The sequence below is a fragment of the Wolbachia endosymbiont of Rhagoletis cingulata genome (assembly GCF_048537655.1).
GTDB lineage: Bacteria > Pseudomonadota > Alphaproteobacteria > Rickettsiales > Anaplasmataceae > Wolbachia > Wolbachia pipientis.
The window spans coordinates 1044087-1065975 of the sequence record NZ_CP175927.1 but is presented as its reverse complement, the minus strand read 5'-3'; the positions used below and the strand labels follow the sequence as shown (position 1 = coordinate 1065975).

The window sequence follows — 21889 nt, the reverse complement described above, 5'->3', positions numbered from 1 at the left end:
TTCCATATCCTCATTTTGTAGCCAGCTTAAAAACAATATAAAAGAGTATTCTTAGAAGACATTGGTACAACTTCCTTAATCTATAAATTATAGTAGTTTATATTTAAATAATAATCTTCAACTTTTATGATCTACCTAGCCCTAGAATCAGAAGTTCTTCTTAACTCTTCACGTTCTGCCCATGAAACCTTTTTGTTGTTAGACTCGCTTATTACTTCAGGACGCATTAATCCACCAGATCTTTCAAAGTACCCATTTTCAATAGCATCATAAACCCAATCTTCACCAAGTACGCAATCATTACTTAATTCTTTTTTTCGACCTTTGAATTTTTCTAATACTTCCTCTCTATTACTCACTTCGACTATAATTTTACTTTTATCTTGTACGTCAGGATACAGTCTAACATCTACATTTCCCAAACTAGTATAGAAGGTTAATACTATATCGCTGCCTTCTATAAGATCTGTGTAATACCTTATTCCACCTTCGATTTGAATTTCTACTTCACTTTTACCAATCCTTATTATATCTCTTTCATATTCTATGCTTCCCTGAGTTAATCCTAAATTTCCTGCTCTATCTGTAATCTTTGCAACATCTATTATGCTGTCTCCAGAATATTCTAAGTAGAGAGTAGAGTTATCTATTCTTACATCATGCAACTCACCATTGGTGGTACTTTTCGCCAATTCAATAAACTTATGAGTATTGCTAATATAATTTTCATAAACTTTTACCATATTAGCTTTATGATCATTAAATTCTGATTCCAGTGCATCAATTACACCAATACCAATTTTACTGTTAAACACTGCTCCTCTTGATACCAACTTACATATTATGTTGCTGGCAACTTTAGGATTTTTCTCTAGCTTACTGATTTTTTCTATTACATGATCTACAAAATTGTATGCTTTTTTACCTTGAGAAGACTGCTTAGAAAAACCAATCCTTACTCCGGAGCTTATAGCTTCATTTACGATTTCTTCTAGTCTATACATATCTTGAACTTCAGATATCTTACTTAAAAATTCATTCAGCTTTACCTGATTCGGTGTATTCCATAAAGTTGATTTTAAACAATACTTTTCTCCCACACTATAAAAAGATCCACGACAATCTAAGAGAGAAGCTTCTTTCTTGCAAAAACTACCTGCTCCTGCTGATAGGAATAAATCTACTACTTTCTTATTAATGCACCGAGCATAATTAAGTATTTTCGAACTACCGTTTCTTTCTCGAATACTAAAAATCACCTTCAGGTCTTCGCTATTCTTGTGTTTACCTAGAAACTCTTTTAAATTTTTAGTGAGGTTAATGAGGTTAGCAGCATAACCTGAACGATCCTCATCTTTGCTCCAGATACAATCGTCATATGTACTAAAATATTTATCAAGTATACAATATAATTGCGCACTCAAACTCTTTTGGTCATTAGTGAAAAAGCATTCTTCAATATAATAGTAACGATTATCAATTGCAACTTGTAGTGGCGTTTCCCCTTTTCTATTCTGTATGGTAGGATTAGCTTTTTTCTCTAGGAGTAAATTAACATAGCCAGTATGACCAATACTAGCGGCATGATGTAATGGTGTTTCTCCTCTGTGATCTTGTATATTAGGGTTGGCCTTTCCTTTTAAAAGAGAAGCTGCACTAGCAAGAACATCAGTATAATGCAGGGGAGTCCTTCCTTTATCACTCTGTATGTTAGGATTAGCACCTGCCTCTAGGAGTAAATCTACAGTTTCATTATATCCTTGAGTTACCTTACCTACAGAAGATACTAGATGCAATACTGTTAATCCAGATTCTCCTCTTTTAAGGTTAAGAACAGCTTTGAGGTCTTGATTATTCTTATTGCTTTGTAGGAAATTTTTAAGTTTTTCAATATAGTACTCACAATGTCTATCTTCTTTTTGATCATAATGACATGGATCTAAACCTTTAACGATGTTTAGTAATTCTCTATTTAACTTCTCCTTTTGACTTCCTGTTAAATTAGGTGTACTAGCAATCCATGTACATACTATACCCTCAAACGAAAGTTTACTATCCATTAAAAGACGAGAATTAAGCGATGAAAAAAGATGTTTTTTTATCAATTGATACTCTTCATCTAATATTTTGTCAGCGCTTAAATCTTCTCCTAGCTTTTGCTCATATGCTTTTTTATCTTGCCCAGTAATACATTCATTAACAATCATATCATACCTCCTACTAGCCTAGATAGATGATATATTATGTACAATATATAATATTGGTCAAGCTAATTTCAACATAATCTTTTTACTACTCATATGATTAAGATTTTGTTAAGTTTTTATGGTGAGTACTATTAGGTTAAAAGTTGTTTATTACTGGAAGTTTTAGCCAATTTTACTATAGATCAACAAAATTGAGAACACTAGCTATATTTAATATATAGGAATATGATGGATTATGCTTTATAAGAAGTGCAAAAACTGCTGAAGCTTATACAGTAACCTGCGGAGCCACTTCAGCAGAATAAACAAACACATGCCAGTATTAGTAGAGAATTATTTATAAGTCAACTAACTTTTTCAAAAAATATTTTAGTGAAGATACCATGCTAGCTAGTGTTATAAAGAATTGAATTATTGACTCTTCCTAAGATTGCAAAAAAGGTCATATATTTGTGAGAACAAGCAGCGTAAAAATAAGGTTATAAAAATAGAAGGTTTAAATTATTTCAATAAGCTTAGGCAAAACAGTTCGTATATAAATTTAGCAAAAGTGAGCCAATATAGCTGATTTTAGCGCACAGTGAAATTACTATATAAAAAAGTTCGTATGTATCGAGTGGTAGTCCAATACATCCCAAAACAAACTCTTCTCACGTATGCTTGTTAATTATGTAAAGGTAAAATCATATTGTTGATTTAATGATAAAAAATATGAAAATATATACTAACTAAAGTGATGTTGTTAGCTATAAAAAAGTAACTTGCTTTAATAATTTTTGCTGCTATATATGCTATAAGTTTAATATAGTGGGTCTGATATGTTTGGATTAAATGAAGTAGCAGATCTATCATCTGATGGTACTGCTCTAGAAAGGTTTGTTACTAAAGAACCTATTTCCATTTTTAGTCAGATAAAAAGTGTAAAGGATGAAGAGAAAAAAGAGAAGCTAAATCAACTTTTAGGGGCATTAAGGGAGGAATTGCCTGAGGGCTTTAAGATAGGAGCTGCTGTAGGTAAAGGGGATTGTTTTTTTGATTCCGTAGCTCAAGGATTGAACGAGCTAACAGGTAAAGGTCTGGTTACAAGTAGTAAAAGATTTAGTGTAAAGTCTTTTCGGGAAAGTTGTAAGCAATATGCACAAAAAGTTAATCAATCAAAAAAAGGCTCATGGTTGGGTAATGCTTTAAAAGGAGAAGGTGAAAAACTTTGTGAATATATTCCACGTATTGAATTTACTGTAGAAGACATTGAAGGCGCAAACTCTGATTCAGAAGTAAAAGTCCTAAAATTGGAAAACGTTATATGGGGAAGATCTGAAATTGAAGGAAAAATGATATGTGAAAAGTATAGCGTAAAAATTAGGATTATAGAATTGAGAGATGAAGAGATAGATGTAGTACATGTCACTAAAGGTGAGGTGGGTACAGGTAATAATATCATTTATATAGTGAATTACAGGAACCATTTTGTACAACTTCTTAGTAATATTGAAAAAGATATAAAGAGAAGCATAAAAGTTTCTAGAGGGGAAGTTTATGGTAATGTGATAGGTTCAAACTTAAACAATATTTCACAATCTTATATTTCTATACCATTACGAGATATTGAAAATTCCTCACATAAACGAAGTGGTCATTCAAAGAGCCCTAGTAAGGAAAATTGTGAAACTGGTAGAAAACGAGGACGTTCCGTTACAGACAAAGATAATAGGGCACCAAAAAGGGCACGCATGGATATAAATGTTACTAATGATGAAGATTCAGAATTTCCTAGTGATTTACAGGATACACCTGGACAGGACGAATTGGATAATACTTCTCAAACTAAGCAGTACATTCCTCATCATTTGATTGGACTTATGTATCAATTAGACTTGTCAGTGCTTTGCTCACTTAGAAAGTCTATGTATGAATATAAATATCCTTCATTATCATTAGCGTTTGAAGATCCTGAAGTTGATGAATTTAGTAATATTGTTCTTCGTTATGAAAAGAAGTCTATTCATATACAAATTAAAAATATAGATAAGTATTATATAGATAACAGCATTAATTATACTAGATTATTTACTAAAGAGAAAAGAAGTTTTTCTATTAATAATCACTTTGATAGTTTTGTTAGACATCTAATCTCTAAGTCAGATGGTTTATCAAACAATATAGAATATCTTATTGTCTATACTAATTCAGGCTTAGATCTTACAGAAGAAAGAAGGTTAAAAAGAGGGCGATTTAAAAATTTTTATCCTTTTAAATTTGATAGCATAAATATAGAAGAATGTAATATCTTAAAAGACTTTTTGTTTACAAATAATAATACGCAAGGGTGTGGTTTTTATCAATTTTCACAGGATAAAGCAACAAAAGAAGAACTTTTAAAGCGATTAGAATTTTCGTCTGCTATGCAGAAAGTAATAAAAGAAAGAAAACTTCCTCAGGAAGAAATAAAAGAAGCATTTTTAGAGGGAATGTTCAAAGAAGTGTGTCAAACTGCATTTTTAGTTCAACTCAATTTTAAATCTATCTGGAAAGAAAATATCAAGTTGAGACATAGTTAAAGCCCAATTAGGGAGAGCCATAATCCACTTTTGCTCTACCTTTTTTATAGCACAATATACCTGTTTGTACAAGGCATTTGTACTAGTAAATGAACCCTTAGTTTTAGTAAATTTCCTGATTTGTCTATGCAACCCCTCAATTGGATTAGTGGTGTAAATCAGCTTCCTAACTGGCCCAGAATACTTAAAATAACTGGATAAGTTTTCCCAATTGTTCTGCCAGGATTTTATAATTAAAGGATACTTTTCTCCCCATTTTTCTTCCAGCTCAAGCAGATAATTCTCAGCAATTTCTTTACTTGAAGCACGATATATTTTTTTCAGATCATTCATGAAAACTTTCACATCTTTACTGGATACATATTTCAGAGAATTTCTTATTTGGTGTACTATACATAGCTGCACTTCTGCACTGGGAAATACGCTGTTGATGGCTGCAGGAAAGCTTTTTAGTCCATCTACAGATGCAATCAGAATATCTTCTACTCCTCTTTCTTTGAGGTTATTTAGCACTCCCAACCAAAAGTTATCTCCTTCACTTTCAGCCAAATAAAAACCTAATACTTCTTTTCTGCCATTTTGATCTATGCCCAATATATTGTACATACATTTACTTACGCAATGTCCATCCTCCTTGACCTTAAAGAACATCCCATCCATAAATACTATCGGGTATACTGATTGCAGTGGACGACTACGCCATTCATTGATTACTGGCAGTAATTTGTCGGTAATACTTGATATCTCTGCTGCCGATATTTTGTGATCATAAATTTCCTCAACGTGTGACGCTATATCTCTATAGCTCATACCACTGGCAAATGTTCTCAAAATCTTCGTTTCAAGCTCTGGATGTAAGCTTGTTTGCCTTTTTTTGATTATTTACGGCTCAAAACTTCCTTCTCTATCTCTTGGCGTTAACAGCTCAAATGAACCTGCACTTGTACGTAAAGTCTTTCCATTCCTCCCATTTCTGCGATTATTTTCTTCACTTTCAGCTAATAAATGGTTTTCTATTTCACCTTCTAGACTCGCCTCCAGCAGCTTTTTTATAAATGGTGTTAATGCTCCCTCCTTTCCTGTCAACGGTCTTCCTTCTCGTATAGACGACAGGATATTTGTTTCCAACTCTTTATAATCTACCAATCCGTTAGTTCTGTTTACTTGACTCATTGTCAAACCTCCATTTTTTTATATCAATTTATTACTTTTTTTCAGTTTGACACACTTCTTTGAACATTCCCCTTTCTGAGTGGCCTATACTTACGTTTAAGTACTCTACTAGCCCTTGTAAGTCCATTATTGGCTCACTCTTGAGCTTTTCTCTCAGTGCCCTTTCTAGTGTTTCCTTAACGCACATAATCATTGCTACTGCAGAATCAGTCACTCCTTCTATAACTTTCAGGTCATCCATTTCTCTACCTAAAATCCTTCCTACTCCCGTATAAGTGTTCACCAGATTTTTAGCAATTTCTTGAGCTTGTGGCCTTTCATGTACTGCACTTAGAAACGTTTCCATTATTTCACGATCAAGTAATGCTTTGCCTTTGCTTTCTAATATTCTGAACTCTATTTCCTCTTTACTTTTATTCATATAATTTACCCTTCACTAACAACAAACTTTTTTAATTATTTACTGCTGTTTTTTTATCAGCATTGGCATAAAGCCATAGCTTCCGAGTGAAGTCAAATCAATTTTTCAATCTTTTTTACTTATTTTTTCATCAAGAGGTAAAGATATTAATATATGGTGATTTTTTATTTTAAACTTGTTGAATTTTGCCTAAAGAGAGGCCTGTTATTTGCAAAATAATATCGGTAGAAATTCCTCCTTTCACTAAATCCTTTATCTTTTCTGCTCTTTTCACTTTTTCTTCGCAAATTTGTATGCTTTCAAACAGAGATTTTATTAGCGCATAGCGTAATTCTTGACTCTCAATTTTTTTGTATTCTTTTATTAAATCAGGTAGCTCACTTTCTACTATCTCATCTTCCTCTATGAGCAGATCTGTAATGCTAATTGATAATGTTTCTGCTATTGCATATAATTTTTCCAGTGGAATGGTCACACGTCCTTGCTCATAGTTCATCACGTGTTGTATCCATTTTCTCAGCCAAATCCTTTTGAGTATACTCTCTTCCATTCTTTTATCTTCTTTCCTATTTGGCAGTAAATAGAACCTCCTTTTTCTTCAACACATTCATCAGCAGACAGACCAATTGTTTTTGAAACAGTATCAACAGAAACTCCTGCTTTAACCAGACCCTTTGCAATTTTTACTTTCTCTGCTTTTTTACTACTTTTTTCACTAACTTGAATAAATTTGGTTAGTAAACAAAACATTCTACGTAATTCCTGATCATTAATCGTTTTATATTTTCTTACTAGATTTAATATTTTCTCTCCCTCACCTTCAAAACAGATTTTTTCATTTAATACAGGAATTAGGTCTACAATACCAATCGACAATATCTCTGCTATAGCATACAATTTTTCAATCGAAATTTTACGTGTTCCTTTTTCATATTGTAGTACTATTTGATACGTTACACCAATTTTTCCCGCTAAATCTTTTTGAGTATAACCTCGCTTTAACCTCCAGCTCCTTACTTTTTGTTCTATCTGATACCTTATAGAGATATTTGCCATAAATATTATACAGTTTAATACTACCAAATAAAGATATACAAAAGGGATGCTTCTTTCTATGTTTGAATTTTAGTTGAATATTTCTTCACAATTGTGTATAATTATTAATGCTTTTTATCTTACTTTCTCATGGCTCTTTCTAAGTTTCTCGATCCAAAAAATGATGTTGCGTTTCGTCGTATCTTTGGTACTGAAAAGAATAAAGACATCCTCATTCACTTTCTCAATGATATTCTGGGTTTTACTGGCAAAAATGAAATAAAGGATATAGAGTTTTTAAGTACTATTCAAGACCCTGATATTGCCTCTAAAAAGCAAAGCATTGTTGATGTATTATGTAGAGATTCCACGGGGGTGCAATGGATTATTGAAATGCAGGTCGCTAAAACCAAAGGCTTCGAAAAACGTGCCCAATATTATGCTGCTAAAGCTTACTCAAGACAGGCTGATAAAGGTGATCAATATCATGACCTTAAGGAAATTATCTTTATTGCTATAGCAGATTGTATTTTATTTCCTGATAAGTCTGAGTATAAGTCAAAGCATACCATTCGCGATGAAGATACTAATGAACATGATCTAAAAGATTTTTACTTTATATTTATTGAGTTGCCTAAATTTCCAAAAACCAAAGAAGATCAGCTTTCAAGTATAGTTGAAAAATGGGTCTACTTCTTTAGATATGCAGATGAAACTAGTGAAGAAGAGCTAGAAAAAATAATAGGAAGTGATCTAATAATTAAAAGAGCATATGAAGAACTAAATAGGTTCAACTGGTCAGAAAAAGAATTTATAGCCTATGAACAAGAGATAAAGCGTATTCGTGATGAACAGGCTGTCCTTGCTCAAAAACTCGATAATGCTAAACATGAAGGCATCCAAATCGGCCATCAAAAAGGTAAAATTGAATTTGCAAAAAACTCACTCAAGGCCGGTATCTCTATTGATGTTATCTCTGAAATCACTGACCTCTCTCAAGATGAAATCAAACAACTTCAGGAAGAAATAACCTAAAAGTTAGGTGATCTTGCTAGTTGATTATCTATTGTTGCATCACTGAAACAAGTTTCAGGGTTATCATCTATTTCATCATTAGTTTCAACATGACTATTTATTTTATCATCAAGTAAATTTACAATCTCCTTTAGATCCGCACTTTCTTGGTCTTTATCTAATTTTTTCTGAGCTATTTCTAGGCTCTGTGAACAAAATTTCGTCATGAAAAAATAAGGAAAAATGTAGTAAGAACTGGTAGTTTAACTTAGCTAGAATAGAGAAACTACCGAATGAAATATTATATAAAAGAAAGAAATTGGAAACAAATTTTTAGTTTTTTGAAAAGCGTGAAAGGAATACACAGCAAGAGCGAAGAGAAATTGAGAATATTTGTGGAAGCAGTGTGGTACATGGCCAAAAGTGGCTGCCAGTTGAGGCTTTTGCCTAAAATATATGGAAATTACAGGAGTATACACAGGCGATTTAAAAGGTGGTGTGAAAAGAGAGTTTGGGAAAAGTTGCTTAAATATACACAAGAGCCAGATTTGGAAGTGCACATAATCGACGGAACAATCGTAAGAGCTAATGCCTGTTCTGCTGGATATAAGAAAAACTCTGCGAATCAAGAAGCTTTAGGACGCAGCAAAGGTGGCTTCACAACCAAGATTCATGCTACTGTTGATGCACTTGGTAATCCACTGAAATTTGTTCTCACACCAGGTCAGAGAAACGAAATTACACAAGCTGAAACGCTGACTGAAAATATCGTTAACTCCATTGTAGTAGCTGATAAGGGATATGACAGCAATTCTTTTGTAGCCAGCCTTGAGAACAGAAAATGTAAAGCTGTGATTCCACCAAAGAGGAATCGAAAAGTGCAGAGAAACTACGACAAACATCTTTATAAAGAGCGGCATTTGATTGAATGCTTCTTTGGAAAAATCAAGAACTTTAGACGGATTTTTTCTCGATTCGACAAGACTGCTGAGGTTTTTATGGGTTTTTTAAACTTCGTTGGTTCTCTCATATGGCTTCTCTAAAATTTTGTTCACAGAGCCTAGAGAGTTCAAAATTTCTTTTAACTCTTTTAAGTGAAAATTAAAAGATTTTACTTTATCTATTACTATTCGCCCATTATCCAATACTATAATCCTTTTGCCATAATTTACAGCATCCTCTAAATTATGAGTTATCATTACTGAAGTGATGTTATGTTCTTCTATTACTTTAGCTGTTATCGCAATAATTTCTTTAGAAGCTTTCGGGTCTAAACTTGCTGTATGTTCATCCAGAAATAAAATTTGAGGTGGATGACTAATTGCAAGGGCTAATAAAATAGCTTGTTTCTCTCCTACAGAAAAATTATTTATCGGTTGATTTAAAAGAGATAAAAATTTTTTAGGGGCATAGGTTTTAGAAATTACTTCTTTACTTGTAAAACGCTCATTCTTTGGGAACCTACTTTCCCATAGAAGAATATTTTCTTCCAGAGTTAATTCAGTAAATAATCTATCTTCAGCTTTTTGGGTTAAAGTAACAACCATAAAAGCCTTTTGGATAGGTAAGATTTTATCAATAGGTAATTGATTTAAAAATACTTCTCCTTTCGTTGGTGCAAGATAGCCGGCTAGTATTTTAGCTAAGGTAGATTTACCGCTTCCATTGGCCCCAAGTAACACTACAAATTCACCTTTGTCAATATTAAGGGTAGTATCATAAATTATTGGTTTATCACGGTTCGTTACTTTAAACTCAATTTCTTTAGCATATAAATAAGATTCCATATTTTTTCTTTATCTATAATTCCTATTGCGTTGCAAGGATATAAATAATATTACCCCTAAAACAAGCTTCAAATTTACAGGATCAATTCCTATATGCAATATGCTGCTAAGGCTTACAAAGTAAAAAAATATTCCGACAAAACATGCAATTACTTGCATAAAAATATGAAAATACTGAGGATTACCTCTAAAAATATGTAATCCAATGACAATAGCTCCAACACTAGTAAGCGCAAGTCCTATTCCCATATTAATATCCGCAAATCCATTTACTTGAGCAGCAAGCGCACCTGTTAGAGCCGCGAATCCATTACTTAATGCAAGACCTATAGTTCGATAAACTTCCGGTCTTTTCCCTAAAATACCCAATAAATTTTTATTATAGCCAAATGCTCGAAGTAATAATCCTAACCTTCCATTTAGTAAAAATACTAGTGATATAATGATAATACAATTGATTATAGTTAGTGGAATCAACCAATTTTCTAAATTAAATAATGATAAGATCGTTGGCGTTCCTAATATTGATATATTATGGCGTCTAAGTATTCGCAGATTAACCGAGTATAGCATAAAGCTTGCAAGTATTCCGGCTATTAAACTATCAATACGGTCATTTTTTTGCATAAAACTAACTATGCTTCCAACTATCATACCTGCAAGCATACTAAATATTAATGCTGGAAATAGCCCAAAATCAATGGTACGGGCAAATATACCGGCCCCTAAAACATAAGTACCATCAACAGTTAAATCTGTAATTTTCATAATTTCATAACTTATATACATCCCCAAAATAAGAGGTAGTATTAAAAAGGACTGTTCTAACGCTATAAATAGTATGTCCATTATTTGTTACTCAATTTCTATACGCTGAAATGGTAAAGAAGATACTTCAAGTTTAGTTAGAATCTTTTGTCTAGAAAATGATTTAGAATTAATAAAGAGCATTAAACTATCCATAAGCTTAAAAGGAATATTTTTAGGGAGAATGCCGTTTAAAACATCTTTGGCAATTAATCCACTATTAACTCCAATTTCCTTTTCTCGTACCCCTATTGCTATAGTTGCACCGTCAATTACTGACCCTTCATCTGAAGCAATTATAGGAATTGATCTATTATCCGCTTCTTGTTTTAAGATATTTATGCCACTTGCTAGTAAATGATCCTTTAAGATTAGAAAAGCTTGCGTATTTTTAGGGCTATTTTTTACCGCTAGCGGGAGATCAGTCAAGTTATTTATCATCATTTTATGGAGAACAATATTATTTTTTTCTGCATATAATTTTAATTCTTTTACTGCAGGTGCTACTTTTTCACTACTACTATATAATAATGTTATATCATACAACGATGGTAGTTTATCAACTAACTTTATTATCGATATTTCATCATTAACCCCGGTCACCGAGGGATGATTTTTGTTATTTATTGCTGCAGCTACACAAACGATAGGTTTATTTTTTATATGAGAAATAGTCATTAGAGAGGTAGAAGAACCAATAGGCATGAGTATGTCTTGCTGCTGCATTTGCTTAATTATTGTGAGTAAAACATTAGGATCCCCATGAGCATTTTTAACTGTAATTTTAACACTCTGGTCTTGCAACGATTCTTTAATTCCATTAACAATCTGAGTCATTGCTTCATGTTCAAGAGGTACAATAATACCAATATTTTTATGATTAGCATAAACTGCAACAGTAAAAAACAGGACAGATAGAAACGCTAAAAGATACTTCTTATAATAGAAAGCTTTAAAAATGACGGAAAACAACATCGTGATACCATATAAAAACTACAATTCAAATAAAGCCTAAAATTGATGTAAAATTATTTACGCCAACGCCATCCTTGATTTAAATTATTAATTTCTACAGATATCATATATATAAATTCTATTATTATATAACTAAGTCTAATATGTTTTAAATATAATGTCAATTATATTTGAAGCAGTGAAAATAGCATTAGAAACATACTGCGAATTAGCGTCGTAAAGGATTTAATTATTTACTTTCCCCAAAAACACAAAAATAGTACATATATTTACGGGAACGCGTTGCGTAAAAATAGGGTTGTAAAAATAAAAGCTTGAAATTGTTACAACAAAATTAGGCAAACCAGTTTGTACGTAGATTTAGCGAAAGTGATCCAATATAGCTGGTTTTAGCTTACAGTGAAATTACCATATAAAAAAGTTCGTATGGTACACATGGTAGACCATCCCATCCCAAAGAAAAATGTTCTCACGGGTAGCGGTTTTTGTTGCTGGAAATGGTTGGATTATTTAAGTTATTAGCAATATATAATACTAAATTAATAGTAATTCATTTGAGAACAAAAAGAAAAATTTATGATAATTTTACATTTCAAATGGATATTGTTCTTTTTATAAAAAATATTCCTATACTATGTAAGGTCAAGTTCTAATCACATCAATTTTTCTTCCAAATTAAATCTTATCTTTTACAGTGGATCTTACGTTTAAATTATTTTATATCCAAAATTAAGGAAGTTATTCTAAACGGTACACAACTTCAGCATCTAAAGCTAGCTGATTTTAAGAAAATATCGCTCTCATGAATGTGCTTTACGGACAAAAGCTTTATTAATATCTTCTATATTATTGTTAATAAACAACCCCCCAAAAAAATATGCAGAAATAAATTAAAAGACCCATTACAACCAACGCGTAAATATGGAGTAAAGAAATACTTCATTCACCTATTAACCTCTACCTACTGCCTCTACCATTGCTATGATCATAAACTCTATTCACTCCATCAATTTCATCCAATACAGATTGCGGACCAAAATCAATTGATATCACTCTTTCTCCGCCTAATTGCAATGTTCCCCCACCTCCACGCTGTGGATATTGGAGTTCTAAAAATTGTAATAGTAATGGATCAATTTCATGTTGAATTCCTGGACGACCTTGAATCAATCTACCCCTAGGAGAAGATAGAGAATCATTTTGGAATAATTGTGAAATATTTCTTCTCCGATTTCTAAAGTATTGTTCATTTCTTTGAGGTTGTCTAGTGTCATTTCCAATTCCTGCACTAAGAAGACCACGTATATAACCTATAATACCTTCACCTTTCTCTCCAAAGTTACTATTTCCCTGTAAAGCTTGATCAATAGCTTGGTTAATATCCCTAGCATTTTCGTATGCCCATATGCCACAATTATGGCCATCTGTTTGCTGATGAACGGAAACATCATGGACATTATCATCGCTAATATCACATTCTCTTAAAGCTCCTCGAATATTATTGTCAATACGACTATCTGGACCAAGTGAATCAGCATAATACCCATAATAATTTCCATTTTGGTGGACAATAACTAATGTAACCCAATGACGATTACCTACATTAATAATAGCAGTTAATCTATCTTTTTCACCCGAATCTACTTTTTGTTTAAAGTTATCTATGTTACTACTTAATAAGTCCCTACCTGTTGGATCATTTTGATTTCCATCGACTCCTACTGAAGTTATTGCAAAATCATGACGATCATTAGTTGGATTAGATCGATCATCATGGAAAGTATATTGTCGTGCAGCGAAAAACATGTCATGAGTTTGTAGCCAATAACGGAAATTTTGATTTTCTGTTGCAAAGTCTAGTGCAAGTAGATTATGCACATCTTCTATTTCACGAGCGTTGTTTCTACGAAGGATAGTGTTTATTTGTTGTAATATTCCTTGTGCTGTAGAAGTACCACCTCCCCTTATTCTTGACCTTAATGTTTCTATTGCCTGTGCTCTAGTACCTTGCAAGTAACTAAATGGAACGTGCAGATTATCATCTATATCAAGCAAAAAAATCGAGTTCTGTCCTGGTCTTTTTTCCATGTAAAAGCGCCTGAAATTTTCACGAGTTTGATCTGACAATAGATTTTCTGGTGGATTTTCATCAATAACACTTTCAGGTCCCACTAATACTTCTGGTCTTGAGTCATGACCACGACGATCAAGTCTATGTACATACACTGCTTGTTGTGGAAGAGATATAAAGTCTTCTGCTCTCTGTGCACCTCTATTAAATACAGCATAAGACAAAACCACCTCATTTCCAGAAGTAATAGGCAAATATCCCCTTTGTTTGCTCATCAATTCTGTTATTTTGTACCTTGCCTCGTCTTGCTCCTGTTCTACTTCTTCTGCATTATCAGCAAATCCTAATACATATCCAATTGGGTGAGTATCTGCTGTAGGTTGTCTTAATAATAGAAGACCTAGTCTCTGTTCTGTAACTCTTGTAAGTATTACCCTTTCTCCTTCTTCTTCCTGCCACCTTTTTAAACTATATGTTTGACCAACTTTATACATAGCAAGCACTTTATAAGGATTATCACTAGCATAAAATGTACCATGTAGTATAGAGCGAAACTTATCTTTGCTATTTACATCTATTATCATATTGCCATGCGTATCTTCTGGCATTAATACTGCAGAAATGTTTCTAAATAATTCTTGATGCTGAAATCTATCTTGCCAGCCATCATTCATAACTTAATTTAAAGCATTATGCACATTTCCAGCATTAGGCACTTGCACAAGATTACCACCAAGAAAATTATTTGCATTATTATTTTGGTAATTGTGATATAAACCAAGGTTATCTGTATGAATATTAAGGCCAAGTTGATTATTAAGTGTGCATGAAACTTCCCGTACATGAACATTATTTCCGTCAACATTAAGATCTTGTAAATTGATGGCTCCTTGTTGTACAGCGTTGTTATCTCTAATATGAAGTATAACTATATCAGAACCTTGAGTATGGAAGACCATGGTTAAAGCATGATTCTCATCACCATATCTAAATATATACTTTCTTACACGTTGTTGAACTGCGTTTACTAATCTGAACTCTTCTAAAATACTATTCCCAAAAGCAAAACCAGTTATGCAATCAAATATTCTGTTATAATTCTCTGCATTTCTTGGTATTTCGTTAGGAAGATGTTGAAGCAAGAAATCTCTAATATTTTCTCTAATTCCTTCATCCTCCAAACACTCAAATAATCTTTGTACCAAAGGAAATCTATTCTCTAAAAACTCTACTGTATCAATACTAAAAGGATCTATATTCAGATTAAAATTTAATCCAATACAAACAGCATTTCTTGATTCAGTGTGAATAGATATAAATGAAGAAGCATGTAATCTTTTAGCATCAGCTCTAGCGCGGTTTAATGCAATATCAGACGATGTCCTCCATCTAGTAACATTAATAACGATAGGAATGTTTTCTCTCTCTGCCTGATGACATATAAGAAAAGCAACATATGAATTTCCAGGAGACAAGTCAAGGTCAATATCTATTGTGTAGAGATGAATAAAATTTGCCAACAAACCTAAGAAAAATCCGTGACTCTCAAACTTTTGACTGCGATTTTGAATGTCATTTTGTAGGCTGCCTAGGTAACTACGATAGATTCGAGTTATGTATGGCAAAATTCCTTCATTTATTCCACGTTCTATATTTATTCTTTGGTTACTTGCTAGCACTTCCATAAAACTGAAAATCCCTTGCTGACCCGGTGCAACTTGCACAAAATTGACCAAATGACCAAGCTGTACTCTCTGATCTTGATTGAGTCGTATACTTCCTATTTCCTTAACTGTCAACAAACTGCGTGGCGCAGGCGCATTAATCCCATTAAGCCTATTGCGTTCTATATGCCTAAGAAGGCTAATCTCAGACGCTGAATATTTAGCAAATCTATCTCTACCTTGAGAATCTTTTTCACGAATCACCTCGAATACTGTTGCAATCGCCTCTCCCTGACTCTTGCCCTTTCCATGCATGCATACTTTGTATTGCTCAAAATTTAGGTCTTCTTCCCTTAAATTTGGATTTTGCCCTCTAATCTCTCGCACTAGAGCATTTCTTTCCCTTGTACTGAACCTTAACCCATCACTATTAAGACGATCAGAAATACTGTAGCATCTGACAACTTGCTGTCCGTCACGATAAACAGCGACTTTTAGGTTCCCTGTATTTCTATTTCTACCACCTGTATCAATACCATGATTATCAAAACGAAAATACACTCTCTCATTTGCTTTTAAGATATTAGCATCATGAGCAGTAGCAAACATACTGAAAAAGAATACAGGAAGGAAACGTCCTGTACTTACATGATACAAGAAAAATGGACATTGATCTAAAAAGGATTCAAACTCTTGTCTAAAACCATCAAGATCTCCATCCACTAAACTTCTTATTAAAGACACAAAGCACCTCTCTATTTGCTAAGACCAGAAAAACCACTCACATTAATGAGTAGACTAGATTCTTCTTTTCTTATGAGAACCAGAAATACCACTCACACTAGGAGCTTCAAACTCAGACTGTGGGCCATCACCAGAACCATCAAGTGGCAAAGATACCTTAGATTGAGACCGCAAATTATTCCAAGGACCATCACCTACAGAAGGTAAAGTTACTTTCTCTAACTGAAGAAATAACTCTTCTGCAAACTTGCCGTAATCTACACCTTTCCTCTTTCCTTCCCTACCACATATTCTAAGATTTTCTATCATGACTTCTTTAAAAAGGTCAAACTTTTCAGGAAAGCAACCTTTGGCAAATGAAATCATATCTAATATTTCTTCTTTCTCTATTTCCCTATCGGGCTTACAAACATCTTCTCGTTTCCAATTAATGATTAATCCCCCAAGTACACTCTTTATAGGAACTGTATAATTAGAAGTATTAACAGAGGTCTCTCTGTATTCAGCAAAGCGTTCACATTTCCAAATCTCCATAATAAGGGATCTAGCTTGAACACTTAACTCAGGATTTTTCAACATCACATTTGAAAGTGAATAAAGAAAAAGTTCATAGTCTTGCTGTGAGAATATCTTGTCCGAACAGTCTCCTCCTGCTGAAACGCCTTTATAACACCAGCACTGTACCAAATCATGAACCGTATCAAAAAAACATGACTCTATTAATTCAGCAAGAAGGGAATATACTCCCTTATCTTTCTGCAATAATTTCTGTAAAAGAGTATCTTTATCGCCTATATTCCTTACACAAAAATCTAAAATAGGAGCGTCTTTCTCAACAGATTGAGGACGAGAAAGAGCAACAATAGCTTCTGTAAGCTTCTTCTCCTTATCTTTTTCCTCTAACTGATTATAAAAATACTCTACCCCTTCGCTCCACTTAAGTTTTACAGCACTGTCAAAACCTTCTACTGCATCATACTTCTTTAATTCCCCAGATTCTCTATCGATCCAGAAATCAAACACAGGACCATTTCTCTTCATGGATGATAGCAGAATGTTTCTTACATATTGATCACTGATCGGATTACCTTGACTATCTACCTCTTCTGAAGTAAATTGACCTCTAGAGAGTACAAACTGTTTGTTGAAAAAATCACCTATCTTGCCCGTTATACAGTACCTAGATGCCATACCATACCTTGGTAGTGGGTTATCGATTTCTCCTATTTTCTCTTCAGTCAATTTCTGACCTAAAACAGTATTATTTAACCTTGTACCTAACCAACAACCTTCATCTCGAAAAACATTATATAAGAATTCCAGCTTATCATCCTTAAAAAGTTTGATATACTCTATATAGGTCTCGACCCACCTTTTAATAGCTAACTTTCTTCCAGCCGCAATGTCACGATCTGTATGTTTTATCACATCTTGTAGCTTTTTAAGCACTTCAGCCTGACGTTTTGTTTCTATTGGCATTTAAACCTCCCTATATCATGAAAACAACGCTATGGTACTAAATTTGTAACTAAGTTACAACACCTAATTACTCCAGAAAGACCTATTTGATACCCAAACGTTCTGGTCAGGCCTAGAGAAATCTGTCTGGAATTATTGAGTATTTTCTAGAAATCTTAATTTGACAGCTAACACCAGGTTTTCTGGAGACTATAGGTGATGCACTTTTTCTATTTATATTCCCAAGAATAAGGTCAGTAGATATGTTGTTTTCCAGAAGAATATTAGTAAGATTAATTGGAGAAGTGCTTATGACTTTAACTAAGTGTGTTTTAACTTCGCCCTTAAGTTCTGTTCAGCAGTATCTGTTAGTGTTAGGTAAGGTTATGGTTGTAAATACAAAATCCGATCAGCAGAGGGCTGAAGATGATCTATATACTGTTTTGAGATTCAAAGAAAAAGGAGATTTTGAAAGACGGATAAGAGAACTGCTTGTTAACGATTATAAGAAACTTAAAAAACCACTGAGCAAACTCCTTGGTAAGTTAGAAAGTAAAATAAGGACTGATAAAGAGAATAACCAAGCAGCCAGAAACGTTTATGATCAAATCAAAAAATCTAAAACTAATGAAGATAAATTAAGTAATTTATTGAACTTTAAAAAACAGCTAAAAGCTTTCCTAAAAAATCAAGATGATTGTAGTATTGTGTTAAATGCGATTGACTCTGCAAGTGTTATCCCTGTTATTGAAGTTAATGGTGTGCATCCAAAAGATAGTGAGATCAAAAAGTTAAAAAAAGCTCAACCTCTCACCTCTAACAGACAAGACTTTGAAGAAGCTCTAGGATACATAGAATCACAAGAAAAAGTTATGGGGATTACATTAGAGGAAATTATGGAATACAAGCAACACTCTGTTAAGATTTTTCTACTGAACCGTGTTCATTCATGCAAAAATGGGCATTCTCAATTGCATCCTGATGTAAAAGAAGCTATAGCAATATTATCAAATGATAAGCTGAGAGCTTTCTACGATGAAGAAGTAAAGAAGAAGACGCTACAACCAATATTGTCCTACAAAGAATGTGAACAATTATATGATAAAATTAACTATGAAAAAAATGAATCTCGTATTATAATCGAAAGAGAAGAACTTGGAGAGAATGTTAGGAGGGTAATGGGAGTGAAGCGCTTTACGAATGAAAGCAGTAGAGAAGATCAGAAAAATGGTACTAGTCCAACAGGAACTTCTACAAATTATAGACAAGAGCAAGTTGCCTCTAGTGGTGATAGAACACTTTATAATAGTGATATACCTTCACTAGGTAGATCGATTAAGAGCAGCCGAAGTGCACTGTTTATGCCATTTGGAGCTTCTGTTGATACGAGTACCCCGATTAAACCTGCCAATCCATCTAACCTAGTTACCACTGGTGAGAATTATACTAGTAATGCAGATCTGAGTGATGAATTGAACGTAAGTGAAGTAACTAAAATTGTTGAACGAATGGAGCTATTATCCAATAGTTTAAAAAAAATCCAAGAAATTGTGGAAAAGCTGGGTAATACTACACTAAGTGAAGAAGTGATAGTTCATGAGAGACATTTCAAAAAGTTTATGGATTTTGTAGGAGAAATTCTCGTAGATATTGGTACAAGATTACCACAAAGTGATTCTAAAAGCATGTATCTTGAACAAAAATTGAAGGGATTGGAAAAGATGAATGAATCCTTAGATAACAGTGTTCAAGAGTTAGAGAAAAAAGTAGATAAACTTGAAAAAGAGAATAAAGATTTTCTAGCAGAAAATGATGAACTTAAGGAAAAACTTGCTGCAGCGAAAGAAGAAAAGGAATTGCTATTTAATAAAAAAGAAAAGATGCAGGAAGTTATAAATGGGCTGAATGAGAACAATCAACGATTAATGCAAAAAATAAATGGGTTAGGTGTGCCGTAGAAGCGATCAGTTGAAGCTGCACAATAGATGAGGGTAGGTCCCTCGGAGCCGGTTTACAAGAGCAGGCTTCAAACAGCCATAAGCTGCTTTGGTAAAGAGCCATGGTAGTGAGCGTTATGGAAAAGGCGCAATTATGCGTCATGTGTAAAATGGAGAGGCGAATGCAAATGAACCACTGATGAAGTGTCGAAACTTCATAGAAGATGTCAAAACCAGGTGTTCTAGCCTAACCTGGGATAAATCTATCGGAAACTTGTTTACTGGATAGATGGCGTCCGGCATATAGGTGGCGCGGATCCATTTTGGGCTATTGTGTAGAACTGCGGGAACCTGTCATTTCGATGATAAGGGAGAAATCCAAGAAGCTAAACTTCAAGGATGAGAGTACCGATGCGAAGAACAGGGGCGGATCAGCTCGTAGTAGTGAAGAAATTTCTGTAATGGAAATGGAGCGAAGGGGCTGAGTTATTCAGTTTTAATTATTTATCAACCGAAAGGGAGGAGTTAATGAGTAAAACAAAGTCTTTTGATATACCGAAGCAAGTTATTTGGAGAGCTTATAAACAAGTATCGAAAAATAAGGGTGCTGCTGGTGTAGATGAGGTTACGATAACAAAGTTTGAAGAAAATCTAAAAGATAATCTGTACAAGCTATGGAATCGAATGTCATCTGGAAGTTATTTTCCAGAGCCTGTAGAAGCTGTAGCAATACCAAAAGGTACAGAAGGGGGACAAAGAATTTTATGTGTCCCTTCAGTATCGGACAGGATAGCGCAGACAGCAGCTACAATGTATCTAGAACCGTTAGTAGACCCGAAGTTTCATGAAGATTCATATGGTTATAGACCAAACAAATCTGCACTGGATGCGGTAGGAACTGCGAGGAAAAGATGCTGGTGGTACGATTGGACGATAGATCTTGATATAGCAGGATTTTTCGACAATTTGGACCACGAGTTGGCATTGCGAGCTATCAAAAGGCACACAGACTGCAAATGGGTCATACTGTATGTTGAAAGATGGATGAAAGCGCCAATTCAGCAAGCAGATGGAAGTAAGGTAGTTAGGGATAAAGGAGTTCCGCAAGGAGGTTCAATAAGCCCGCTGATCTCAAACATATTTATGCATCATGTATTTGATGAGTGGATGAGACGAAAGTGCCCAACAATACCATTTGAGAGGTATGTAGATGATGCGATAGTGCACTGCAAGAGTAGTAGACAGGCGGAATTTATGAGGGTAGCAATTGAAGAAAGACTGGCTGAGTATAAGCTAAAATTACATCCTGCAAAGACACAAATTGTGTACTGCAAGGATGACAATAGGAAAAATGAATTTCCTAAACAAAGTTTTGATTTTCTGGGTTACACATTTAGACCCAGGTTAGCAAGAAATAAAATAGGAAAGCATTTTGTTTCATTTCTTCCCGCAATTAGCAACAAGGCCAAGAAAAATATTACTACAACCATAAGGTCCTGGAAAATACTACGAAATACACACAAAACATTAGAGGAAATATCAAAGACAGTAAATCCAATAGTCAGAGGCTGGTATCAGTACTATGGCAGGTTTTACAGGAAAGAGATATATAAACCTCTGAGAAACATAGAGCAGCACCTAGAAAAGTGGGTCAGAAGAAAGTATAAGAAGCTTCGAAATCATGGAAGACTAGCGAGGCAACTTCTAGGAAAAATGAGGAAAGAAGGGACAAATACTTTTTACCACTGGACACTAGCTTTAGGTCAAAAGACTGAATAATGGGAGCTGTGTGAGTCGCGAGGGTGCGCCGTGGTACGCATTAAGAAATACTTAGCAGAGCTAAGCGGGGTTCAGAATAAATGGCCTCGAGGTGAACAACTAACTTTAACCCGAAAGGGAAGGAGGACAAGAGCATGTATGTAAAGCGAGAGTTATCTGAAGATGTGTAAGATAACGGCTTGCAACACCTGATCAATATGGTTAAAGCTAAACTGCTTGAATTCTAATCTTCAGGGGTGGGACTTCACATCCATGGGTA

General features: G+C 34.0%; 13 protein-coding genes and 3 pseudogenes. 6 read left to right on the top strand and 10 right to left on the bottom strand.

The features are described from left to right. Nucleotides 1-131: 131 nt before the first annotated feature. On the bottom strand, nucleotides 132-2207 hold the full coding sequence (locus ACJZL3_RS04790) for an ankyrin repeat domain-containing protein (protein ID WP_419198682.1): 2076 nt from the start codon (nucleotides 2205-2207) through the stop codon (nucleotides 132-134). An 818-nt stretch (nucleotides 2208-3025) separates the two neighbouring features. On the opposite strand from ACJZL3_RS04790, the gene ACJZL3_RS04785 reads away from it, so the two are divergent. Beyond that, the gene (locus ACJZL3_RS04785) at nucleotides 3026-4765 is read left to right on the top strand and encodes a hypothetical protein (RefSeq protein WP_419198681.1); all 1740 of its coding nucleotides are present in this window, start codon (nucleotides 3026-3028) and stop codon (nucleotides 4763-4765) included. Here ACJZL3_RS04785 and ACJZL3_RS04780 read toward each other — a convergent pair. The 3 genes and pseudogenes from ACJZL3_RS04780 to wmk all read right to left on the bottom strand — a co-directional run bounded on the left by ACJZL3_RS04780 (nucleotide 4706) and on the right by wmk (nucleotide 7415). Beyond that, nucleotides 4706-5938, bottom strand: a pseudogene (locus ACJZL3_RS04780) (IS256 family transposase). The gene ACJZL3_RS04785 and the pseudogene ACJZL3_RS04780 overlap by 60 nt on opposite strands. 31 nt (nucleotides 5939-5969) lie before the next feature. Continuing rightward, nucleotides 5970-6359, bottom strand: coding sequence for a DNA repair protein RadC (locus ACJZL3_RS04775; RefSeq protein WP_419198680.1), 390 nt, complete (start codon nucleotides 6357-6359; stop codon nucleotides 5970-5972). A 169-nt stretch (nucleotides 6360-6528) separates the two neighbouring features. Continuing rightward, nucleotides 6529-7415, bottom strand: a pseudogene (gene wmk, locus ACJZL3_RS04770) (WO male-killing family protein Wmk). 129 nt (nucleotides 7416-7544) lie between these two features. Between wmk and ACJZL3_RS04765 the strand changes: the two are divergent. Further along, nucleotides 7545-8429 carry an Rpn family recombination-promoting nuclease/putative transposase gene (locus tag ACJZL3_RS04765; RefSeq protein WP_419198679.1) on the top strand — a complete coding sequence of 295 codons (885 nt, stop codon included), beginning with the start codon at nucleotides 7545-7547 and terminating at the stop codon, nucleotides 8427-8429. Here the strand turns inward: ACJZL3_RS04765 and ACJZL3_RS04760 are convergent. Next, nucleotides 8426-8635, bottom strand: coding sequence for a hypothetical protein (locus ACJZL3_RS04760; protein ID WP_419198678.1), 210 nt, complete (start codon nucleotides 8633-8635; stop codon nucleotides 8426-8428). The two genes, ACJZL3_RS04765 and ACJZL3_RS04760, sit on opposite strands and share 4 nt — an antisense overlap. A gap of 66 nt (nucleotides 8636-8701) precedes the next feature. Here ACJZL3_RS04760 and ACJZL3_RS04755 point away from each other — a divergent pair, with 66 nt between their 5' ends. Continuing rightward, entirely contained in the window at nucleotides 8702-9451 is a 750-nt protein-coding gene (locus ACJZL3_RS04755) for an IS5 family transposase (RefSeq protein WP_419198677.1), read from the top strand. On the opposite strand, the gene ACJZL3_RS04750 is transcribed toward ACJZL3_RS04755, so the two are convergent. The 5 genes and pseudogenes from ACJZL3_RS04750 to cifA form a co-directional block, all read right to left on the bottom strand. Further along, nucleotides 9416-10195: an ATP-binding cassette domain-containing protein gene (locus tag ACJZL3_RS04750; RefSeq protein WP_419198676.1), complete on the bottom strand. Its 780-nt coding sequence runs from the start codon at nucleotides 10193-10195 to the stop codon at nucleotides 9416-9418. The genes ACJZL3_RS04755 and ACJZL3_RS04750 overlap by 36 nt on opposite strands. 9 nt (nucleotides 10196-10204) lie before the next feature. Then, the gene (locus ACJZL3_RS04745) at nucleotides 10205-11044 is read right to left on the bottom strand and encodes an ABC transporter permease (RefSeq protein ID WP_419198675.1); all 840 of its coding nucleotides are present in this window, start codon (nucleotides 11042-11044) and stop codon (nucleotides 10205-10207) included. Nucleotides 11045-11050: 6 nt separating this feature from the next. Then, nucleotides 11051-11977 carry an ABC transporter substrate binding protein gene (locus ACJZL3_RS04740; protein WP_419198674.1) on the bottom strand — a complete coding sequence of 309 codons (927 nt, stop codon included), beginning with the start codon at nucleotides 11975-11977 and terminating at the stop codon, nucleotides 11051-11053. 957 nt (nucleotides 11978-12934) lie between these two features. Beyond that, nucleotides 12935-16435 (bottom strand): annotated as a pseudogene (gene cifB / locus ACJZL3_RS04735) (cytoplasmic incompatibility factor CifB). Between the two features lie 75 nt (nucleotides 16436-16510). Then, entirely contained in the window at nucleotides 16511-17935 is a 1425-nt protein-coding gene (gene cifA / locus ACJZL3_RS04730) for a cytoplasmic incompatibility factor CifA (RefSeq protein WP_155968735.1), read from the bottom strand. Between the two features lie 242 nt (nucleotides 17936-18177). Here cifA and ACJZL3_RS04725 point away from each other — a divergent pair, with 242 nt between their 5' ends. From ACJZL3_RS04725 to ltrA, 3 genes are all read left to right on the top strand, one after another. Next, a complete protein-coding gene (locus tag ACJZL3_RS04725; protein WP_419198672.1) occupies nucleotides 18178-19872 on the top strand; it encodes a coiled-coil domain-containing protein in 1695 nt (564 codons plus the stop codon). Between the two features lie 341 nt (nucleotides 19873-20213). Beyond that, entirely contained in the window at nucleotides 20214-20336 is a 123-nt protein-coding gene (locus ACJZL3_RS04720; protein ID WP_419198591.1) for a hypothetical protein, read from the top strand. A gap of 43 nt (nucleotides 20337-20379) precedes the next feature. Continuing rightward, the gene (gene ltrA / locus ACJZL3_RS04715; RefSeq protein WP_419198671.1) at nucleotides 20380-21630 is read left to right on the top strand and encodes a group II intron reverse transcriptase/maturase; all 1251 of its coding nucleotides are present in this window, start codon (nucleotides 20380-20382) and stop codon (nucleotides 21628-21630) included. The last annotated feature ends 259 nt before the right edge of the window (nucleotides 21631-21889 follow it).

What these genes read in the sequence shown, in the direction of transcription:
- ACJZL3_RS04750 (WP_419198676.1), bottom strand. Translation starts at nt 10,195, where the DNA reads ATGGAATCTTATTTATATGCTAAAGAAATTGAGTTTAAAGTAACGAAC.
- ACJZL3_RS04740 (WP_419198674.1), bottom strand. Translation starts at nt 11,977, where the DNA reads ATGTTGTTTTCCGTCATTTTTAAAGCTTTCTATTATAAGAAGTATCTT.
- ACJZL3_RS04775 (WP_419198680.1), bottom strand. Translation starts at nt 6,359, where the DNA reads ATGAATAAAAGTAAAGAGGAAATAGAGTTCAGAATATTAGAAAGCAAA.
- ltrA (WP_419198671.1), top strand. Translation starts at nt 20,380, where the DNA reads ATGAGTAAAACAAAGTCTTTTGATATACCGAAGCAAGTTATTTGGAGA.
- cifA (WP_155968735.1), bottom strand. Translation starts at nt 17,935, where the DNA reads ATGCCAATAGAAACAAAACGTCAGGCTGAAGTGCTTAAAAAGCTACAA.
- ACJZL3_RS04790 (WP_419198682.1), bottom strand. Translation starts at nt 2,207, where the DNA reads ATGATTGTTAATGAATGTATTACTGGGCAAGATAAAAAAGCATATGAG.
- ACJZL3_RS04765 (WP_419198679.1), top strand. Translation starts at nt 7,545, where the DNA reads ATGGCTCTTTCTAAGTTTCTCGATCCAAAAAATGATGTTGCGTTTCGT.
- ACJZL3_RS04745 (WP_419198675.1), bottom strand. Translation starts at nt 11,044, where the DNA reads ATGGACATACTATTTATAGCGTTAGAACAGTCCTTTTTAATACTACCT.
- ACJZL3_RS04785 (WP_419198681.1), top strand. Translation starts at nt 3,026, where the DNA reads ATGTTTGGATTAAATGAAGTAGCAGATCTATCATCTGATGGTACTGCT.
- ACJZL3_RS04725 (WP_419198672.1), top strand. Translation starts at nt 18,178, where the DNA reads ATGTTGTTTTCCAGAAGAATATTAGTAAGATTAATTGGAGAAGTGCTT.
- ACJZL3_RS04755 (WP_419198677.1), top strand. Translation starts at nt 8,702, where the DNA reads ATGAAATATTATATAAAAGAAAGAAATTGGAAACAAATTTTTAGTTTT.
- ACJZL3_RS04720 (WP_419198591.1), top strand. Translation starts at nt 20,214, where the DNA reads ATGATAAGGGAGAAATCCAAGAAGCTAAACTTCAAGGATGAGAGTACC.
- ACJZL3_RS04760 (WP_419198678.1), bottom strand. Translation starts at nt 8,635, where the DNA reads ATGACGAAATTTTGTTCACAGAGCCTAGAAATAGCTCAGAAAAAATTA.